Consider the following 18,654-nt stretch of genomic DNA (forward strand, 5'->3'; position numbering starts at 1 on the left):
TTTTCGGGCGTGGATCGGCCGGTTGCGCCGGGCGTTCGCGTCGCTACGCTGGCGTGCGTGACCGATGATGAGCGGGCCAGCCACGAGGGGGCCGGCGCCGAGCACCTGAAGGCGGTGCGCGAGCGCTTCGACGACCGCGCATCCACCTACGACGACAGCGCCATGCACCGCGGGCTCGCTGCAGCCGTCGCCGCCTTCGCCGACCTGACGGAGGTGGATGCGGTGCTCGACGTCGCAACCGGAACCGGCCTCGTCCTGCGAGCCCTGCGCGACCGCGGCTACGCCGGGTCCGCGACCGGCGTCGACCTCTCTCCCCGCATGATCGACGAAGCGCGCAGCCACCTGCCCGACGCCGAGCTACTAGCGGCGGATGCGACCGGACTGCCCTTCGCCGACGACACGTTCGACTTGGTCACGTGCGTCACGGGGCTGCAGCTCTTCCCACATCCCGAGGCCGCCATCGCCGAATGGCGTCGTGTGCTGCGCCCCGACGGCCGGGCGATCACGGCGACGTTCCTCGCCTTCGATCCGAGCCGCCACCGCGGTGCACCCGCGGCCGCGCACATCGACCACACGCCGTTCGACTCGCTGGAGCGCCTCGGCGAGACAGTCGCGCCCGCAGGCTTCATCGTGAATCGCAGTGACACGTGGACGGATGCTGCTGACGAGCTGCTCATCGCCGAGCTGATCCCGGCGCGCTAAGCAACCGCGGCTGCAGCCGGCCTACGCCCGCGATTCCCGCGACAGCCGTCGCATCGTCATGAAGCACCCGAGCACCGCGAACAGCAGCGCGAGCCCCACCTGCGGCAGGTACGCCTGCCACATCTCCCCGTTGCTGAAGACGTTGTCCGCGAACAGCTGCCAGAACCCTGGTCGCGTCAGCGCCTCCATGAGCGGGATGCCGACTACGCCCGCGAGGTCCGTGAAGATCCCGGCGAGCAGGCTGAGCACGACGGTCACGATGACGATCGCGACGATGCCCCAGAAGGCGCCGCGCGTGACGCGCGCCTTCGACCCCACGCGGTACAGCCAGACGGCGCCGAGTGCCACACCCCACGAGACGATGGATGCGATGAAGCCGATGTTCCAGAGGACCGTCCACACGATGATTCCCGCGGGGATGATCAACAGCGCGAGCGCGATGCCGCGGCCGACCCGCTCTTCCTGAGTAAAGGAGGACGGCGATGGCGCCTGCTGGCCGGACGCGTCGGATGTCGTATCCTCCGGCGATGTCTCGCCGGTCGCTACCGGAGGCGCGTCGGTCGCGTCGGTCGCGTCGATCGCGTCGATCGCGTCGGTCGTTTCACTCTTGTCGGTCGCATCTGTCGCGTCGGTCACGTGTCTCCCCCACCTGCGTCTCGCGGTGAGGCGCGGTGGACAGCCTGCCACAGCAGCGCCACCCGCTGGGCCGCGGGCGTTCCCCCATTTCGGGGGAACGCCCGGGTCCTCAGCCTTCCGCCCCGAACCACCGCTGCAGGTGCTGGCCCAGCGCATCCTGCTGGTCGCCGATCCACGCGACGTGGCCGTCCGGACGCAGCAGCACCGCGGGCGCGTCGAGCGCCTCGCCGACGTCGGAGACGTAGTCGACCCGGTCCGCCCATCCCCCGACCGTCAGCGCGCCGGTCCGGTCGAGCAGCATCCCCGTGCCGTCGTGCATCCGCTCGTAGAGCCGCCCGCGGGCCAGCGGAAGGTCGCGCATCCGCCGCCCGAGCAGCTCCGGCCCCTCGCCGATGTCGTAGCGGATGCCGATCCCGGACACCTTTTCGGCGAAGAACCGGCCGACCTCCTCGAAGTCCATCAGCTCGGTCAGCAGCCGCCGGACCGCCTGCGGCCCCGGGTCGGGCGAAATCAGTTCGCTCTGCGCGCGGGTGATGGTCAGCACCTCCTGCGCAGCCGGGTGCCGCTCGGTGAAGTAGGTGTCGAGCAGCCCCTCCGGAGCCCATCCGCCCACCTCGGCCGCCAGTTTCCACCCGAGGTTGAACGCATCCTGGATGCCCAGATTCAGCCCCTGTCCGCCGAGCGGTGGATGCACGTGGGCCGCATCCCCGGCCAGCAGCACCCGCCCGACCCGGTATCGGTCGGCGAGCCGCGTCGCGTCCGTGAATCGCGTCAGCGACCGCGGCGAGTGGACGCCGAAGTCGGTCCCCGCATACGCCCGCAACTGCGCCCGGAAGTCCTCGAGCGTCGGAGCAACCGTGCGATCCTCGGAGACCGATGCCGCAGGCACGACCGCACGGAACAGCCCGTCGCCGGCCGGCCCGATCCCGAACCCGCGATGCGTCTTGCGCACCTCCTCCGACACCGCCGCGATCTCCTCGGCCGAGGCCGTCACCTGGACCTCGCCGAGCAGCCACTCGGTCGTCGCCGCATCCCCCGGGAACCCGACACCCAGCAGCCGCCGCACCAGACTGCGCCCGCCGTCGCTGCCGACGAGCCAGCGCGACCGCAGCCGCCCGCCGTCGGCGAGCTCGACCGTCACGCCGTCCGCATCCTGCTCGAACCCGGAGACCTCGCTCCCCCGCCGGATCACCGCCCCCAGCTCGGCCGCGCGCTCTGCCAGGATGCCGTCGGTGACCGGCTGAGGGATGCCGAGGATGTAGTCGTGCGCCGTGTCCAGGCGGATGGGATGCGGGCTCACGATGCCGGCGAAGCGGCCGCCCATCCCCGGATACTGCGTTCCGCGGGCGAGGAACCGCTCCAGCAGCCCGCGCTGGTCCATGATCTCGAGGCTGCGCGGGTGCAGCCCGAGCGAGCGCACGAGCTGGGTGGGCTCCGCATCCCTCTCCAGCACCAGCACATCCACGCCATGCAGTCGCAGCTCACTGGCGAGCATCATCCCCGTCGGCCCGCCACCGCTGATGATCACGTCGAACACGTCAGAACCCATCGATTCCCCCTTCATCGGTCGGATCGTTTCCGGCCGCGACCAGCCATTCTGGTGCACCGTAGGGGCCTTGCCGCAAGACGGGGGTCGTCCGGTATCCTGGAAATGCGGGAAGGGGACGGTCAGGTCGTCGCGCGCTGCTGGTCCTCGCGCTGGCGATACTCTTCGGCGAGCAGCCCGAGCAGCACCTCGTCGAGGAACTCCCCCATCACCCACGCCGACTTGCGCAGCACCCCTTCGCGGACGAATCCGTTGCGCTCGGCCGCCCGCAGCATCGCGTAGTTGTCGGCCAGCGTGTCCACCTGCAACCGCTGCAGCCCGCGCACAGTGAACCCGTACGCGCACAGCACCGCGACCACATCGCTGCCGTATCCCTTGCCCCGATCCGCCGGCAGCAGCCCGAGCCCGATGTGCGCGAACCGGTTGTGCGTGTCGATGCCCCACAGGTTGGCGGTGCCGATCAGCCTCCCGCCCTCCAGCTCGATCACCGAGAACGAGACCACGTTCTCCTTGGATGCGTCGGGCTTCAGCCGTGCGTCATCCGTCCCCGGCATGGTCGGCCGCCACGGCCCGGCCTCGGCCCGGGAGGATCCGGCCACGTCGTCGAGCAGCTCGCTGCGAAGGATCGGGATGTCGTCATCGTGGCGGGCGCGCAGCCCCACCGTGGTGCCGGTCAGCATGAGTCCTGTCTACCGGAACGCGAGCGGCGGGCGCGAGGGGCGCTCCGCCCCGCGGATGATCAGCGCAGCAGGTCGGCGACGGCCGCGATCCCGGCGTGGATCGACTCCACCGACGTGTTGCCGAAGCCGAAGACGAGCTGCGGCGGCTGGACGCTGTGCGTCGAACGGTAGGCGCTCATCCCATAGAGCCGGACCCCGCGCTGCGCGGCGGCGGCGATCACCGTCCGCTCGTCGGCGCCGTCGGGCAAGTGCCCGACCACATGGAAACCGGCGGCGAGTCCCGTCAGCCGGAGGTGCGGTGCGCGTTCGCGCAGTGCCGCCGCCAGCGCATCCCGCCGCGCGCCGTAGAGCGCACGCATCCGGCGCAGATGACGGTCGTAGCGTCCGGATGCGATGAGGCGGGCGAGCGCCACCTGATCGAGCGTGGGCGCCCCACGGTCGGCCGCCGCCTTCGCAGCCGTCAGGTCGTCGGCTAGGTGCGCAGGCGCGACCGCCCAGCCGAGGCGCAGGGCTGGCGCGAGCGACTTGCTAACCGTGCCGAGGGTGACCACCCGGTCGGGCGCGAGCCCTTGGAGGGAGCCGACCGGTTCGCGGTCGTAGCGGAACTCGGCATCGTAGTCGTCCTCCACGATCATCCCGTCCCGCCGCTCCGCCCAGCCGAGCAGCTCGTGGCGACGCTCGGCGGTGAGCACCACGCCCGTCGGCCACTGGTGCGCGGGAGTGAGCACCACGACCCGCGCACCGCTCGCGTCGAGCGCCGCCACGTCGATTCCCGACTCGTCCACCGGCACGGGGACCGCGGACCCACCCACAGCCTCCGCCGCTCGGGTCGCGGTGCCGATCGAACCCGGGTCCTCGACCGCGACCCGCGTCATCCCGCGAATGGCCAGAGCCCGGAACGTCAATGCGATTCCTTGGGCGAACCCCGCGCAAATGACGACGCGGCCGGGATGCGCGCTCATCCCGCGCACCCGGCGGAGGTAGGAGGCGACCACCTCGCGGAGGTCCGCGTCACCGCGGGGGTCGCCGTAGTCGAAGGCTGCGTTCGGGGCGGTCCCGGTGGCCTCCCGCAGGGCCCAGATCCAGTCGTCACGGGGCACCGTGCCGAGGTCGGGGACGCCGGAGGCGAAGTCGGCGATCCAGTGGCGGGGTGGGCTGGGGTACGACTCTCCGGCTCGCGCGCTCTCTGCCGCCTTCCGTCCGCCCGCATCGACGCGCAGGTCGGCGACCCGCGTGGCCGATCCCGTCTGCGCGACCAGGTACCCCTCGGAGCGGAGCTGCTCGTAGCAGTCCTGCACCGTGCCGCGGGCGACCCCGAGGCTCCGGGCGAAGTCGCGGGTCGACGGCAGCCGCTCGCCCCCACCGAGCCGTCCGGTCTGGATGGCGTCCCGCAGCTGGGTCTGCAACTGCGAGCGCAGCGGCTCCGGCGACTCCCGGTCGAGCTGGATCAGCACCTCCGGGCTCGAATTGGACCACTCCACCGCCATGGCAATGGATCTTACCGCTGAGCCACCCGGTTCCTAGTGTCAGTCTCATGACCACGACGACCCTCAGCACCACCGCCCGCACCACTGCCGCGAACCGGCCACGGCTGATCACCCGCCCGCTGCTGCTGCGTTTCATCTCGATCGTGGCGTGCTCGGTTAGCTTCTTCCTCCCGCTGGCCGTGGTCCCGCTGCTCGCCGGCTCCGCCTCTCCTGTCGCCGGCGGCGTGGCGAACGGCGCACTGCTCGGCGCGACGGTCGCCGGCGAGCTGGTCTCGCCTTGGCTGATGCACAGGATGGGCGCCCGGGTCGTGCTTGCCGCCGGTCTCATCCTGCTCGGTGCTCCGACCTTCCTGCTGCTCGGTTCGGCATCAGTCCCCGCCCTCGTCGCGGTCGGCGTACTCCGCGGCCTCGGGTTCGCGCTCGCCATCGTGGCAGGCGGCGCCGTGACCGCCGCGCTGGTGCCCGCCGAGCGGCGCGGCGAGGGGCTCGCCGTCGCGGGCCTGGTCAGCGCCATCCCGTCGCTGCTCGCCCTGCCGCTCGGCGTCTCGATCACCGCCGCCGCCGGTCCCGCACTCGTCTTCTGGATCGCCGGAGCCGCGCCGCTGCTGGCTCTCGCCACGGTCGCCGGGCTGGCCGGCCGGGTAGTGCGACCGACCTCCGCTGCAGCGTCACCCGCCGCCGGAATCCTCGGCGGCCTCCGGTCTGCATCCATCCTGCGTCCGGCTCTCGTCTTCGCGGCCTCCGCCGCCGTGGCCGGTGTCGTCGTGACCTGCGTGCCCGGGGCGCTCGCCGGTAATGCGGTGACACTCGGGCCCGTGTTGTTGCTCCTGCAGCCGGCCACCACCGCCGTCGGTCGCTGGGTCGCCGGCCGTTACGGCGACCGCGTCGGGCACCGCCGCCTGTTCGTCCCTGGCATCCTGCTGTCGGCCGTGGGCATGGCCGCGATGGCGGCGACCTCCAGCATCCCGCTCGCTTTGACCGGCGCGGCCGTCTTCGGCCTGGGCTTCGGCGCCCTCCAGAACGCGACGATCGCCGACATGTACGCCCACGCCGACAAGTCGCAGTTCGGAACAGTGAGCGCCCTCTGGAACGCCGGCTACGACGGCGGCATGGCCGTCGGCGCGCTCGCGATCAGCGCGCTTGGCGCCCTGATCGGGAACGCGCCCGCCTTTCTCGTCCTCGCGCTGGCCCTCCCGCTCGCGCTCACCCTGGTCCGCCGGCACTCGGCCGCGTGACCGTCACACACAAGGAGAATCATCATGGGAACCCTCACCGCCGCAATGTTCATGACGCTGGACGGCTTCACCGAGACTCAGGACGGCGAACTGATCTCGCCCGCCTGGTCGGACGACATGCAGCAGTACTGGTCCGGCGCGAACGCGCACGAGGGCCAGACCCTTCTCTATGGTCGCGTCGCCTACGAGTTCAACGCCGCCTACTGGCCCATGGCGGCCGAGGACGAGAGCAACCCCTCGGACTACCGCGCCTTCGCCCGCACCATGAACACCCTGCCCAAGGTCGTCGTCTCCGACACGCTCCCGGAAGCGGAATGGAACACGACGATCGCGCGCGGCCCGCTCGCCGAGGTGGTTAGCCGCCTCAAGCGCGAGGTGTCCGGCGAGATCGTGGCGGTCGGTGGCGTGTCGCTGGTCGCGGCACTCATCGAGGAACGACTGGTCGACCGGTACCGCCTGCTCGTAATGCCGCGGCTCGCCGGAAGCGGTCGGTCCGTGTTCGCGGGCGGCGGGGCGCCGGCGGACCTGACGCTGGTCTCGTCGCGGACGATGGACACCGGGGCGATGCTGGTGGAATACGAGCGGCGCGGATGAGGGCGCACAGAAGGTCGGACACGGCCGAGCTACGGCTCGCCGTCTTCGTCGTTTTCGACCTGTCTCTCCAAGTCCTCGATCTCCATCGCAAGCACATCCTGGTAGCCGATCCGAGCACGACGCAGCTGCAGGTTGTACGCCGCCTGCGCCTCGGAGTCGTCGCAGTGGAGGATGTCCTGGATGCGCGACAGGGCGTGAGCATCGTCTCGCGCGTCCTTGATGGCCTCGATGAGTTCAGGGAACGCGTCGCGTGCGGCTCGCATGACGCGCACGTGCCTGAGGCGATCAGCCGCGAGAACGCGCTGGTGCGGTGGCTCAACCCGCGGCTCGGGCGGGCGACGGGCGTCGATCACCTCCGTCGTGAGCTCCACCAGCAGCGGTTCAGCGGTGGTCAGCCGGAGCATCGGGGCGAATGCGGTCAGGTGATGAGGACCGGGCTCCGCCATGCGCCATGCCGAGGAGTCGATGCGCGCGATGACGCGGACGTACTCGCCAGGATCAAGCGCCGGCGCCGGGTTGGCTCCGCCGGCGAACCCGAAGGAGATGGAGTGGGACTCGTCGCCGACCGGGCGGAGCACAGCGACAGCGTAGAAGGCGTCGCCGTCGGGGAGCCAGCGCTCGGCTCCCTCGTTCACGATGTCGACCGCCAGGGCATCGAAGTCGAGCAGGTCGCGCGTGACCGCGGGCCACCGAAGGACGAGTCCGGCACGCCGCTCCGCGACGCTGCGACGCAGCGACAGGGTCTCGGGATGCACTGAGAAGCGACCGGGCCCATCAACGTCTTGGTACAGCTGAGCGACTCGCCATGCCGAGCCGTCGGGACGCGCAGGCGAGCCGATCAGAATCGGCCGCTCGTCGCCGCTCCGTGAGAGTACCCGCCAACCGACCCCCGGGGCATCCGGCGGCACCGCCACGTCCCTCGCGCCGAGTGCGTCGAGCAGCGCATCCAATGGCTCGCCGTCACCGGAGAGCGCTGCGCGCTCGACATCGTTGTGGCCCAGCTGCGGCGAGGTGTCGTCCGTCATGCGGCGTCCCGGTCGCGCCCATCCCGGCCGGGCCGTCCTGCATCCCGGATGCCATCCGCGACGGCGCGGCGGACCACCCAATAGACGGCGTAGAGCCCGGCCGCTACGAGGACGACGGTGAGGGCGAGCCCGCTGAACGGATCCGTGTTCACCGGTCGTCCAATGCCCGCTCGGGCACAGCAGCCGTGTCGACGACCACTTTCGGTCGCAGCTTCCATTCGGTCACGAACGTCCCCCTTCGTCGCTGTCCCGTGACGATGCTAGCGGGCCAGCGACCGCGCGCTACGCGGAAGCCGACGTCGAGTGACGCACCCCAACCGGCCGGTTGACCGGCGCATCCGGCTCCCCCAGCGTCACCGCCGCCACCGCGTTCTGCGCCTGCACACGCACGTACTCCACCTCGGTGCGCTGTGAGAAGTAGGCGATGTGCGGCGTCAGGATGACGTCGTCGCGACCGACCAGTGGATGCCCGGCCTGCGGCGGTTCCTCATCGAGCACGTCAAGTGCCGCGCCTGACAGGTGCCCCGCATCCAAGGCTGCGGCGAGCGCCGCGCTGTCGATGAGGCCGCCTCGGGAGACGTTCACCAGGACCGACCCCGACGGCATCGCGGCCAGGAAGTCCGCATCCACCATCGATGCCGTCTCGGGCGTGAGCGGCAGGTGCAAGGAGAGCACGTCGGAGCTGCGTCTCACCTCGTCCAGACTCGCCCGCTGGACTCCGGCACGCTCGAGCGACGAGCGGACCTCCGCCGTGTCCGGCAGCATCGGGTCGTAGCCGAGCACTCGGCCGAACAGCGGCCCGGCTTGGCGGGCGAACTCCCGCCCGATCTTGCCCAACCCGACGATTCCGAGCGTCAGCTCGCTCAGGCGGGGAGGCGCCACGGTCGCCCGCGAATTCCACCGAGCCGGCGTCGCGGACCCCGTATAGAAGGGAAGCTGCCGGAGGCTCGCGAGGAGCAGCGCGAGGGCATGCGTCGCGACCTCCTCGGTCGCCGCGCCCGGGACGTTCGTCACCCAGACACCGCGCTCGGTCGCCGCCTCCACGTCCACGTAGTCGAAGCCCATCGACATGAGCGCGATGACCTTCAGCCGAGGCAGCGCCGCGATCACCGAGCGGTCGATCGGAGCGTAGCCGGGCAACAGAGCGTCCGCATCCCGCGCCGCCGCGACGATGGCCGAAGGATCACGCGTGCCGAGCACACGCACCTCGAACCCGTGCGCTTCGAGCAGCGCGATTCCGGGAGCCGGGTCGGTGTCGTCGACGTCGGTGTACACGGCGAGCGGGCGCCGGGCGTCTGTCATGAGCCGGCCACCGCCACGGCATCCACAAGAGCCCGCTCCCGCACGATCACCTGCGCCATCGCCGTCATCAGCTCGTAGGCCACATGGCTGGCCGCGATCCCGGTCAGCTGCGCGTGGTCGTACGCCGGTGCGACTTCCACGACGTCGGCGCCGACGATCTGCAGGTCGGTGAGTCCGCGCAGCAGCCTGAGCAGCTCGCGGCTGGTGAGTCCGCCGGCCTCGGGCGTCCCCGTGCCGGGGGCGTGGGCCGGGTCCAGCACGTCGATGTCGACCGAGATGTACAGGGGCCGGTCTCCAACACGCTGGCGGATGCGCTCGAGGGCCGCCGGGATGCCGTGCTCCTCGATGTATTCGCTGGAGACGATGGAGAAGCCGAGCCGCTCGTCGTCCTCCAGGTCCTGCTTGCTGTAGAGCGGGCCGCGCGTGCCGACATGCACGGACGCCGTCCGATCCAGGTACCCCTCCTCCGATGCGCGGCGGAACGGGGTGCCATGGGTGACCGGCTCGTCGAAGTACGTGTCCCAGGTGTCGAGGTGGGCGTCGAAGTGCAGCACCGCGACGGGACCGTGCTTCTGGCTGATCGCCTTCAGCAGCGGGTACGCGATGGTGTGGTCCCCGCCGATCGTGAGGATGCGCTCGACGCGGCTGCCCAGATCGCCAGCCGCCTCGGCGATCTGCCGCACCGCCTCGTCGATGTGGAACGGGTTCACCGCGATGTCGCCGGCGTCGGCGACCTGCACGGCCTCCCAGCCGGAGAAGTCCTGCGCCGGGTTGTATGGCCGCAGCAACCGGCTGGAGGCGCGGACATGTTCCGGGCCGAAGCGCGCGCCCGGCCGGAAGCTCACGCCGGTGTCGAAGGGGATGCCGACGACAGCCAGGTCGACGGACGGGACGTCCTCCAGGCGCGGCAGCCGGGCGAAGGTGGAGAGGCCCGCGTAGCGGGGCGTCTTCGACGCGTCGGCTGGGCCGATCGGTGGCGTGCTCATGGCTGTTCCTCCTGTTACTTGACGAACGCGACCTGCGGCAGGTGGACGACGTGCAGACCACCCACATCGCCCGCGGCTGCGACGGCTTCGACCAACTCCTGACGAGTCGCGACTTGGCGGCCGGTGCCGCCGAACGCCCCGGCAAGGGCCACCCAGTCCGGCTGGACCAGGTCGACCCCGACGGGCGCGATGCCCGCATCCGCCTCGTTCTGCTTGATCTCCGCGTAGCCTCCGTTGTCGACCACGATCACCGTGATGTCGAGCCGCTGCTCCACGACGGTGATGAACTCCTGGAGCGAGAACATGAGCGCTCCGTCGCCCACGACCGCGAACACCGGACGGTCCGGCACCGCCAGCCGGGAGCCGATGGCCGCGGGGAGGCCGTAGCCGAGCGTGGCGTACGTCGGCATGTACGGCGTGGAGTTGGGTGTGGCGACCTGTAACCGGTTCAGCAGGCCCCAGTAGCCGATCTGGGAGGAGTCGGTGGTGACGATGGCGTCCTCGGGGAGCGCGGCGACGATGGCGTCCGCGAGATCCGTGTTGACGGGCGACAGCTCCCGGCACTCCGCAGCCACGGCCGCTAGAGTCTCGGGCACGCGGGCGTCGGGCCGCGGGTCGCCTGCGCCGAGCGCATCCACCAGAGCGGCAAGACCGGCCTGAGCGTCGGCGACGATACCCACCTCGGCGGATTGGTTCTTCCCGAGCTGCGTTTCGACGAGGTCGATGCGGATGACGTGACCGCGAGCCTCTAGCTTCTCCACCCAGAGCTCGGCCTCGCCGAGTTTCGAGCCGACGACCAGCAGCACGTCGGCGTCGCGGGCGCGGTTCCTCGCCGCAGCCAGCCGCAGATTCGCGCCGAGCGAGAGCGGGTGGTGCTCGTCGAGCACCCCTTTCGCATTCAGCGTCGTGACCACGGGCGCGCCCAAGCGCTCGGCGAGCGCCCGGAGCTCGGCCGTCGCCGTCCGCGATCCGCCGCCGGCGAGGATGACCGGGTCGGCCGCGGCGTCGAGCAGCCGTGCCGCCTCGGCGACGGCTCCCGCATCCGGCGCCGCCGCTTCCGGGAAGACGCGGGGCGCCAGCGACTCCGCTGGCAGCTCCGTCTCCTCCTCCAGCAGGTCGAGCGGAACCTCGATGTACACAGGACGCGGCCGCGCCGTCGCGAACAACTCGAACGCATCGTGGACGGCGGCGACGGCCTCCTCGGCGGACGCGACCCGACGGCCCCACTCGACGATCGCGGACGCTGCGGCAAGCTGGTCCTTCGTCTCGTGCAGAGTGCCGACGTCGGCGAACTCGCTCCCGCGCGCCGGGCCGGGCGACAGGATGATCATCGGCCGCGACTCGCAGTACGCGGTCCCTGCCGCCGAGAGGGCGTTGAGCAGGCCGGGTCCGCTGGTCGTGATGACGACCCCGGGCTTGCCGGTCTGCAGCGACCAGCCGTCGGCGGCGTAGCCCGCGCCCTGCTCATGGCGGGTGGTGACGGGATGCACGCCCAGCGCGGCGAGTGGACGGTAGAACTCCAGGTTGTGGGTGCCCGGGATGCCGAACACGGTGTCGACGCCGTAGTTGCGGAGCGTCTCGAGGAGCACCCAGCCGGTGGTCCGCTTCTCGCGCGTCTCCATGTCCGCCCGCCTCTCGCTCAGGGTCTCAGTCGACATCGGACTGGAACCTCCGAGTGCCGTCGACCCAGGTCTCGCGGACCGGGATCGCCGCGATCTCCTCGGGGGCGGCCGTCAGCGGGTTGCCGTCGAGCACCACGAAGTCGGCGCGCTTGCCCCGCTCGAGCGAGCCGAGCTCGTTCTCGCGTCCGAGGGTGATGGCGCCCTCCAGGGTGTGACCGCGGAGGGCAGCCTCCGCGCTGATCCGCAGGGAGTCCGGCCCGAGCTTGCGGCCCCGGCGGGTGACCCGGGTCACGGCGGCCTGGATGGCCTCCAGCGGACGCGGCTCGGCGACCGGCGCGTCGGAGGAGATGGTCACCGGCACGCCGGCTTCGAGGAACTCGCCCAGCGGGTTGAACCGCTCGCCCGGGGTTCCGATGGCCTGCTCGACCCCTTCGCCCCAGTTGTAGTAGTGCTGGGTCTGGTTGACCGGCCGGATGCCGAGTCGCGCCATCCGCTCGATCTCGACCGGGTCGGGCAGGCCGCAGTGCTCGATCCGATGGCGCGCATCCTGATCGGGATGCTCGGTCAGGGCCTGTTCGAGCGCATCCACCACCATCGCGATCGCCGTCGGGGACTGCGCGTGCGTCGCGGTCTGCAGCCCTGCGCCGTGCGCCTTGGCGACCAGCTGCGCGTACTCGGCGGGCTCGTGGTACAGCTGGCCGGTGCGGCACGGGTCGCCGAGGTACCCCTCGGGGAAGTAGGCGGTCCAGCCGCCGAGCGTGCCGTCCGCGTACAGCTTTATCCCTGCGGCGGACAGGAACGCGTTGCCGAACGGGCCGGTCAGACCGAGGTCGACGACCTGATCGAGCAGGTGCGAGAGGAAGTACATGGAGACGCGCACCGAGAGCGCGCCGCGGTTCGCCATCGCCAGGTAGGCCGCGAACTCGCGTTGGGAGACCTGCGCGTCACCCAGGGCGGTCACCCCGGCCGAGAGGAACTCGCGCTGCGCGATGTCGAGCTGGCGCTGGTGTTCGGCCGGCTCATCCCCCAGGTGGAAGTTGGGGCCGTGGTGGCCGATCTTCACCCCGTGTAGTCCGGTGAGGACATTGCACGCCGCGTCCGAGAGCTCGCCGGTGAGCTCGCCGTCGGCATCCCGGAAGAACTCGCCGCCCTCGGGATTCGGCGTGTCCCGCGTGATCCCGTACTTCTCCAGCGTGTAGCTGTTCACCACGCCGCCGTGGCCGGAGGCGTTCATGACGTACACCTCGCGATCGGTCGCGACCCGGTCCAGCTCCTCCTTCGTGGGATGCCGCCGCTCGGCCAGGTTGCGCTGCTCGTACCCGTAGCCGCGCAACGGAACCCCCGCGGGCAGCCGCTGACCGCCCTCCCGCATCAGCTCCACGATCTCCGGGATGGAGCCGGCGCGCGCAGGGCTCACATCCACCCAGGTGAGCAGCTGCCCGTACATGAGGGGATGCGCATGCGCGTCGATGAAGCCGGGAACGATCGTCGCGCCCGGGAAGTCGGCGCGCTGCGGGTCCAGCCCGGCCTTCTGGGCCTCGGCTTCCACCTCGGCGAGGGAGCCGACGGCGAGGATCCTCCCGCCCGCCGCGAGCAGAGCCTCAGCGCGAGGCGCGCTCTCGTCGACGGTCAGGATGACGTCGGCCGTCACGATGGTCGGTGCCGAGTCCCGGTCGTCGTAGGTTGCCAGCTGTCGCACAGGTCAGATCCTTGTCGTCTTGATGGCGGTGGTGTCGACGCGCGGGTTGAAAGAGGCGGTGACCGGGGCTGCGTCGGAGTGCTGCGGGGCGAAGTACGTCCCTACGAGGGCGATCAGGGCGAGCGCCCCGAAGAACCAGATCGCGGACCAGAAGGTTCCGGTGGCCACGATCAGCGCGGTCGCGATGGCCGGCGACAGGCCGCCCCACACCGCCGCACCGATGCCGTAGGAGAGCGACATCGAGGTGTAGCGGGCCTGCGGGCGAAACATCTGGGTCATCACGGTGGACAGCGGCGCCCAGGCCCCGCTCAGCGTGATCCGGATGACGCTGACGAAGACGTAGATCAGAGTCACCTGGTGGTTCTGGATCACCAGCACGAGCGGGATCACGGCCAGGAAGGAGAGGAACGAGCCGAGCATGATCACCCGCTTGCCGCCCCACTTGTCGCCCAGGATCGCCAGCGGCAGGGTGACCAGCGCCTCGATGAAGGAGGCGACCGTCATGGCGCCGAGGATGACGCCGGCGGGAAGGCCGACCTCCGGACTGGTGGCGAAGTTCTGCACGAACGTCGTCGCGATCACATAGCCGCCGGACGACATCGCGATGATGCAGAAGCCGAGCAGGATGGGCAGCCAGTTGTTTCGGAGCGCGAACACGATGGGCGTCGATTGCGCGTGCCCCTCGATCTTCTCCTCGAAGACCGGCGTCTCCTCGACCCGGAGCCGCACCCAGATGCCGACGCCGATCAGCACGATGCTGAACAGGAACGGGATGCGCCAGCCCCAGGTCAGGAGGACCTCGTCGCCCATCCCGGCCAGGATCCAGAACGCACCCGAGGCGAGCAGCGCGCCGAGCGGGTTGCCGAGCTGGGTGAAGCCACCGTAGAAGGTCTTGAACTTCGCGGGCGCGCTCTCGACCGACATCAGGCTCGCGCCACCCCACTCGCCGCCGACCGCCAGGCCCTGAGCGACGCGCAGCAGGATGAGCAGGATAGGCGCGACGATGCCGATGGATGCGTACCCGGGCAGGCAGCCGACCAGCACGGTCGCGATGCCCATGATGAAGAGCGTGAGGGTGAGGGCGCGCTTGCGGCCGAGCTTGTCGCCGATGTGCCCGAAGATGATCCCACCCAGCGGACGCATGAAGTAGGCGACCGCGTAGGTGCCGAAGGACGCGAGCGTGCCGAGCGCGTGGTTGACCTCAGGAAAGAAGACCTGCGGGAACACGAGGGCCGCGGCCGTTGCGTAGACGTAGAAGTCATACCATTCGATGGTCGTGCCGACCACCGAGGCGAGGCCGGCTTTCAGCGCACGGGCGTGTCCTCGGGGTTGCGTTGCGGTAACTGACACACGAAGCTCCTTTGCTCGGTAATGACGTGAAGTCTGGCGCGTGGTTCGGCGAATGTCCAAAGGCAGATCGGCGTTATGCGTTGTCTCTTGCCGCGCTTCTGCGGGCTGTTCTCTTATTTCTTGCGCCGTTCATCGCCTGCTGCGCGTCCATGCCGCCGATTTGCGGTCGCGCACGAGCGATTCCGGGTATTCTGCCGATATGCCGCCCCGCCGCGATACGGGCTCCCCGGAGCGCGACCTCGACTCCCTCGACAGCAGCATCGTGCGCGCGCTGCACGAGGACGGCAGGGCCAGCATCCAGGATCTCGCACGGAGCCTGGGCGTCTCCCGCGACCTCGTGTCCCGGCGGCTGGACACCCTGATCGGCCGCGACGGCCTGCGGGTTGTGGCCGCCCTGGACCCCGGCTTCGCGGGCCTCAACGTGCTCATCCACGCCGCCGTCGCCGTCGACGGCCCAGCACGGCCGGTCGCCGAGCGGATCGCCGAGCTGCCGGACACCGTCTTCGTCTCCCTGGTGGCGGGCGCCTTCCCGCTCGTCTTCGAGTCACGCCACGGCGATGTGGACGAGTTGCACGCCACCCTCGACGCCATCCGGCGAATAGAAGGAGTGCGCCAGGTGCGCGTCAGCACCTACGACGCCCTCCTCAAGGAGTTCATCACCGCCGGCTCGGTCACCGACGTGCGACTGGACAGCCTCGATCACGCCCTCATCGCGATCCTGCAGGATGACGGCCGGGCCAGCTACCGGACCCTCGCTGACGCGGTGCGCCTCTCCCCCTCCTCCGCCCGGGCCCGCGTCCGCCGACTCCTTGACGCCGGCGTCATCCGCATCGCCGCCATCGACGCAGGCGGCCTCTCCCGCAACCGCCTCGCCGTGGGCGTCGGGATCGCGCTGCGGGGCCCCGCGGACGAGGTGCGTGAGTACCTGGTCGCCACGCAGGCGGTCGACCTGGCGGCCGACGCGCACGGCGCCTACGACGTCATCGCGACGATCGTGGGCACGTCATCGGCGAACGTTCTGGCCGTGGTGGAACGGTTGCGGTCCTTCCCGGAGGTCGGGTCGCTCGACACGTGGGCGCACCTCGACATCATCAAGGAGGACTACACGCGGACGCTGGGGCGGATCGTCGGGGTTTAGGCCCCGCTCAGGACTCCACGTATTGCAGGCCGACGGCCGACTCCAGCGTCGCACTCGCCGCGCGAAGGGAGACGCCCCACGTCTGATCGCCCACGATGCCATCCGCGGTGACGCCGCCCCACCGCTGGAATGCCTTGACCGCGGCCTTGGTGTGCGGGCCGAAGATCCCGTCGATCCCTTGCGGAGTGACGCCTCCCCACTGATCGGCGCCATTCGTGAGAACCGTCTGCAGACTCGATACGACGGGTCCTCTCGAACCTTCCTGCAGCACCGGCATGGGGCCCCCGTCCGGCAGCGCCGCCCACGTGAGGGGACCCACGATCCCGTCAGCCGCCAGCCCGGCTCCCTGCTGGAACTCGACGACCGCAGCATGCGTCGCCGGGCCGAAGATGCCATCCACGACGATGCTCAGATTCGGTGTCCGTCGCAGTGCGCGCTGCACCCGCCTGACGGCGTTTCCGGTGTCACCTTGACGCACCGTCGGCTGCCCTGGATTCGACATGATCGCGTTCCTCCCCCGAGCGCTGTCCCCAAGCCCGGCGGGTGTCGGTGCTCCGCGGCGTTCTGCGTGAAGTGTCCCAGACGGTGCCGTCTACGGCTAGCGTCCTTGACGCTTCTTGTACGGCTTCGGCTGGCCCTTCACCGCCGGAGCGCGACCCTTCCCCTTGGATGCTTTGGCTTTGCCGCCAGCCGGGACGACGGGCTTCTTAGCCGGCGCAGGGGCCGCAGCGATCTCGTCCCGCGCCGTGGCCAGGAACAGCGTCCCGGCCGCGGTCAGGCGGGTTCCGTTGGAGTCGCGGGTGAAGAGCGGGGATCCCACTTCGTCTTCAAGCTTCGAAATCGACGAGTAGAGAGAAGCGAGCGGGATGTTGAGGGCTTGGGCCGCGCGCGGAAAATGCAGCTCCTCCGCCACGGCGACGAACCGGACGAGCAGGGTGACGTTCACGTAAGACCCTTCATGGATGTTGGATGCGCGGCTACGCGGTCAAACCGGACTGAGGGGGACGCGTTCGCCCGACGGGACCTCGACGCGGATGGGGTCGCCTCGCCGCACGATTCCACCCGCGACGACGACGGCCATGACACCACCTTTTCGTTCTACCGAACCGCCCTCATCCCGGCCGAGCACCTCGCGCAGCAGCCCTGGTTCTAAGCCGTTGATCTGCTGGCACGGGTTCCGCAATCCCGTCACGCGCACGCACGCGTCAGCGCCGAGGTACAGCAGGGTGTCGGTCGGCAAGCCGAGCAGGTCGATTCCGCGAGTCGTCACGTTCTCCCCCAGCTCTCCCGGCGCGACCTGGAACCCCGCTTCACCGACCTCGTCGAACAGCTCCGCGTGCATCAGGTGCACCTGCCGCAGGTTCGGCTGCGACGGGTCGCGGGCGACGCGGGAGCGGTGCTGGACGGTCGTCCCGGCGTGCGCGTCACCCTCGACGCCCCATCCCTCGATGAGGACGACCTGATCGACCACCGGCTTACTGAACCGATGGGCGGTATCCATGCTCACATCGACGACGTAGGGCTGGTCTCCCTGATTCGCGCTCACGGGCAGACCCGGACCCTGCGTCCCTCGAAGGTGACGATGTCGCCGAGCTGCAGCTGCCGTCCGCGACGGCGATCGACCTCGCCGTTCACGCTCACGTAGCCGTCGATGATGGCCTCTTTCACGTTCCCGCCGGAGTCGAGGAGCCCGGCGAACTTCAGGAACTGCCCGAGGCGGATGCCGTCACCACCGATCGAAATGTCGTCGATCGGAGCCTGCTTGGTCATCCCCAAATGCTAGCCCAGCAGGTGGAGCGGGCGCGTTCAGTCTGCGATGGGCGTCAAACAGAAGGGATGCCCCGCGGGGTCCAGCATGACGACCCACCGCTCGTCGGGTTGGAAGGATGCCGCCACTGCCCCGCACTCCTCTGCCCGCGCCCGGAAGGCCGGTAGGTCCTCCGGCTGGCAGGTCAGATCGAGGTGGACGATCGACGCTCCCGGCCAGGTAGGCCGGGTGTACGGCGACACCCGCTGCGCGACCAGCTTGTAGCTCCCGACCGAGACCCCGGCCGCCTTATCGGTGACCCAGTCCACCTGGCCGTCGAGAAGCCGCGCGTAGAAGTCAGCCAGCTCGCGATGGTCCGCGCAGTCGAGCGAGACGCCGGCCACACGAGCCCCTCGCACCACACCATCCATGGATCGGATCGTAGACCTCGACCATGATGGACACATGCCCACCGCTCACCGTCCCGGCCTCCGGGTGGACGCCGGACTCACGATCCCCGAGTCCGAGCTGTCGTGGCGGTTCTCGCGGTCATCCGGTCCCGGCGGGCAGGGCGTGAACACGGCCGACTCGCGGGCCGAACTCGTGTGGGATGTGGCGGGCTCGGCCGTTCTCTCGCCGTTCCAGCGCGAGCGGCTCCTCGAGCGACTGAGCGGTCGCATCGTCGACGGAACGCTGACGATCGCCGCCTCCGAGCACCGTGCACAACTGCGCAACAGGGAGGCCGCGCGGGCTCGGCTGGCCGAACTGGTGCACGACGCCCTCTTGCCGCCGGCTCCGCCACGACGGCCGACGAGGCCCGCTCTCGGGGCCAAGAAACGGCGATTGGATGCGAAGAAGCGGCGCACCGACATCAAGCGGCTGCGCCGACCTCCGCACGACTGATC

Annotated in this window: 21 protein-coding genes; 5 read left to right on the top strand and 16 right to left on the bottom strand. The window is 70.3% G+C overall.

All coding sequences use genetic code 11. The features are described from left to right. The first annotated feature begins 57 nt into the window (after positions 1–57). Positions 58–702, top strand: a complete 645-nt coding sequence (locus tag AB7E03_RS07215; protein WP_489940567.1) for a class I SAM-dependent methyltransferase — start codon at positions 58–60, stop codon at positions 700–702. Positions 703–723: 21 nt separating this feature from the next. On the opposite strand, the gene AB7E03_RS07220 is transcribed toward AB7E03_RS07215, so the two are convergent. The 4 genes from AB7E03_RS07220 to pdxR form a co-directional block, all read right to left on the bottom strand. Next, a complete protein-coding gene (locus tag AB7E03_RS07220; protein WP_489940568.1) occupies positions 724–1,338 on the bottom strand; it encodes a hypothetical protein in 615 nt (204 codons plus the stop codon). A 109-nt stretch (positions 1,339–1,447) separates the two neighbouring features. Beyond that, positions 1,448–2,887, bottom strand: coding sequence for a rifampin monooxygenase (rox, locus tag AB7E03_RS07225; RefSeq protein WP_489940569.1), 1,440 nt, complete (start codon positions 2,885–2,887; stop codon positions 1,448–1,450). A gap of 119 nt (positions 2,888–3,006) precedes the next feature. Beyond that, positions 3,007–3,564 (bottom strand): GNAT family N-acetyltransferase, encoded by a 558-nt coding sequence (locus AB7E03_RS07230; protein ID WP_489940570.1) that lies wholly within the window; start codon positions 3,562–3,564, stop codon positions 3,007–3,009. Positions 3,565–3,623: 59 nt separating this feature from the next. Then, a complete protein-coding gene (pdxR, locus tag AB7E03_RS07235) occupies positions 3,624–5,051 on the bottom strand; it encodes a MocR-like pyridoxine biosynthesis transcription factor PdxR (protein WP_489940571.1) in 1,428 nt (475 codons plus the stop codon). Positions 5,052–5,098: 47 nt separating this feature from the next. On the opposite strand from pdxR, the gene AB7E03_RS07240 reads away from it, so the two are divergent. After that, entirely contained in the window at positions 5,099–6,286 is a 1,188-nt protein-coding gene (locus AB7E03_RS07240; RefSeq protein ID WP_489940572.1) for an MFS transporter, read from the top strand. Positions 6,287–6,310: 24 nt separating this feature from the next. Further along, the gene (locus AB7E03_RS07245; RefSeq protein WP_489940573.1) at positions 6,311–6,880 is read left to right on the top strand and encodes a dihydrofolate reductase family protein; all 570 of its coding nucleotides are present in this window, start codon (positions 6,311–6,313) and stop codon (positions 6,878–6,880) included. 29 nt (positions 6,881–6,909) lie between these two features. On the opposite strand, the gene AB7E03_RS07250 is transcribed toward AB7E03_RS07245, so the two are convergent. The 7 genes from AB7E03_RS07250 to AB7E03_RS07280 form a co-directional block, all read right to left on the bottom strand. After that, positions 6,910–7,905, bottom strand: coding sequence for a hypothetical protein (locus AB7E03_RS07250; protein ID WP_489940574.1), 996 nt, complete (start codon positions 7,903–7,905; stop codon positions 6,910–6,912). Further along, a complete protein-coding gene (locus AB7E03_RS07255) occupies positions 7,902–8,057 on the bottom strand; it encodes a hypothetical protein (RefSeq protein WP_489940575.1) in 156 nt (51 codons plus the stop codon). The genes AB7E03_RS07250 and AB7E03_RS07255 overlap by 4 nt, the downstream gene beginning before the upstream one ends. Before the next feature lie 130 nt (positions 8,058–8,187). Continuing rightward, positions 8,188–9,207 (bottom strand): C-terminal binding protein, encoded by a 1,020-nt coding sequence (locus AB7E03_RS07260; RefSeq protein ID WP_489940576.1) that lies wholly within the window; start codon positions 9,205–9,207, stop codon positions 8,188–8,190. Next, entirely contained in the window at positions 9,204–10,193 is a 990-nt protein-coding gene (gene speB / locus AB7E03_RS07265; RefSeq protein WP_489940578.1) for an agmatinase, read from the bottom strand. The genes AB7E03_RS07260 and speB overlap by 4 nt, the downstream gene beginning before the upstream one ends. 14 nt (positions 10,194–10,207) lie before the next feature. Further along, entirely contained in the window at positions 10,208–11,851 is a 1,644-nt protein-coding gene (locus AB7E03_RS07270) for a thiamine pyrophosphate-binding protein (RefSeq protein ID WP_489940580.1), read from the bottom strand. After that, positions 11,841–13,514, bottom strand: a complete 1,674-nt coding sequence (locus tag AB7E03_RS07275) for an amidohydrolase (RefSeq protein ID WP_489940582.1) — start codon at positions 13,512–13,514, stop codon at positions 11,841–11,843. Before AB7E03_RS07275 ends, AB7E03_RS07270 begins: the two co-directional genes overlap by 11 nt. A gap of 3 nt (positions 13,515–13,517) precedes the next feature. After that, the gene (locus tag AB7E03_RS07280; RefSeq protein ID WP_489940584.1) at positions 13,518–14,864 is read right to left on the bottom strand and encodes an MFS transporter; all 1,347 of its coding nucleotides are present in this window, start codon (positions 14,862–14,864) and stop codon (positions 13,518–13,520) included. Between the two features lie 199 nt (positions 14,865–15,063). Here AB7E03_RS07280 and AB7E03_RS07285 point away from each other — a divergent pair, with 199 nt between their 5' ends. After that, positions 15,064–16,002 carry an Lrp/AsnC family transcriptional regulator gene (locus tag AB7E03_RS07285; protein ID WP_489940586.1) on the top strand — a complete coding sequence of 313 codons (939 nt, stop codon included), beginning with the start codon at positions 15,064–15,066 and terminating at the stop codon, positions 16,000–16,002. A gap of 7 nt (positions 16,003–16,009) precedes the next feature. Here AB7E03_RS07285 and AB7E03_RS07290 read toward each other — a convergent pair whose 3' ends face one another. The 5 genes from AB7E03_RS07290 to AB7E03_RS07310 all read right to left on the bottom strand — a co-directional run bounded on the left by AB7E03_RS07290 (position 16,010) and on the right by AB7E03_RS07310 (position 18,180). Continuing rightward, a complete protein-coding gene (locus AB7E03_RS07290) occupies positions 16,010–16,504 on the bottom strand; it encodes a peptidoglycan-binding domain-containing protein (RefSeq protein ID WP_489940588.1) in 495 nt (164 codons plus the stop codon). 96 nt (positions 16,505–16,600) lie between these two features. Beyond that, positions 16,601–16,948 (bottom strand): LysR family transcriptional regulator, encoded by a 348-nt coding sequence (locus AB7E03_RS07295; RefSeq protein ID WP_489940590.1) that lies wholly within the window; start codon positions 16,946–16,948, stop codon positions 16,601–16,603. 39 nt (positions 16,949–16,987) lie between these two features. After that, positions 16,988–17,503 carry an MOSC domain-containing protein gene (locus tag AB7E03_RS07300; protein ID WP_489942880.1) on the bottom strand — a complete coding sequence of 172 codons (516 nt, stop codon included), beginning with the start codon at positions 17,501–17,503 and terminating at the stop codon, positions 16,988–16,990. Between the two features lie 41 nt (positions 17,504–17,544). Next, positions 17,545–17,772, bottom strand: coding sequence for an RNA-binding S4 domain-containing protein (locus AB7E03_RS07305; RefSeq protein ID WP_441781586.1), 228 nt, complete (start codon positions 17,770–17,772; stop codon positions 17,545–17,547). Positions 17,773–17,808: 36 nt separating this feature from the next. Beyond that, complete coding sequence (locus AB7E03_RS07310) at positions 17,809–18,180, bottom strand: VOC family protein (RefSeq protein WP_489940593.1); 372 nt, start codon at positions 18,178–18,180, stop codon at positions 17,809–17,811. Between the two features lie 34 nt (positions 18,181–18,214). Between AB7E03_RS07310 and arfB the strand changes: the two genes are divergently transcribed. Next, positions 18,215–18,652 (top strand): alternative ribosome rescue aminoacyl-tRNA hydrolase ArfB, encoded by a 438-nt coding sequence (gene arfB, locus AB7E03_RS07315; protein WP_489940595.1) that lies wholly within the window; start codon positions 18,215–18,217, stop codon positions 18,650–18,652. Positions 18,653–18,654 lie beyond the last annotated feature (2 nt).

The organism is Leifsonia sp. RCC_180 (genome assembly GCF_058138205.1).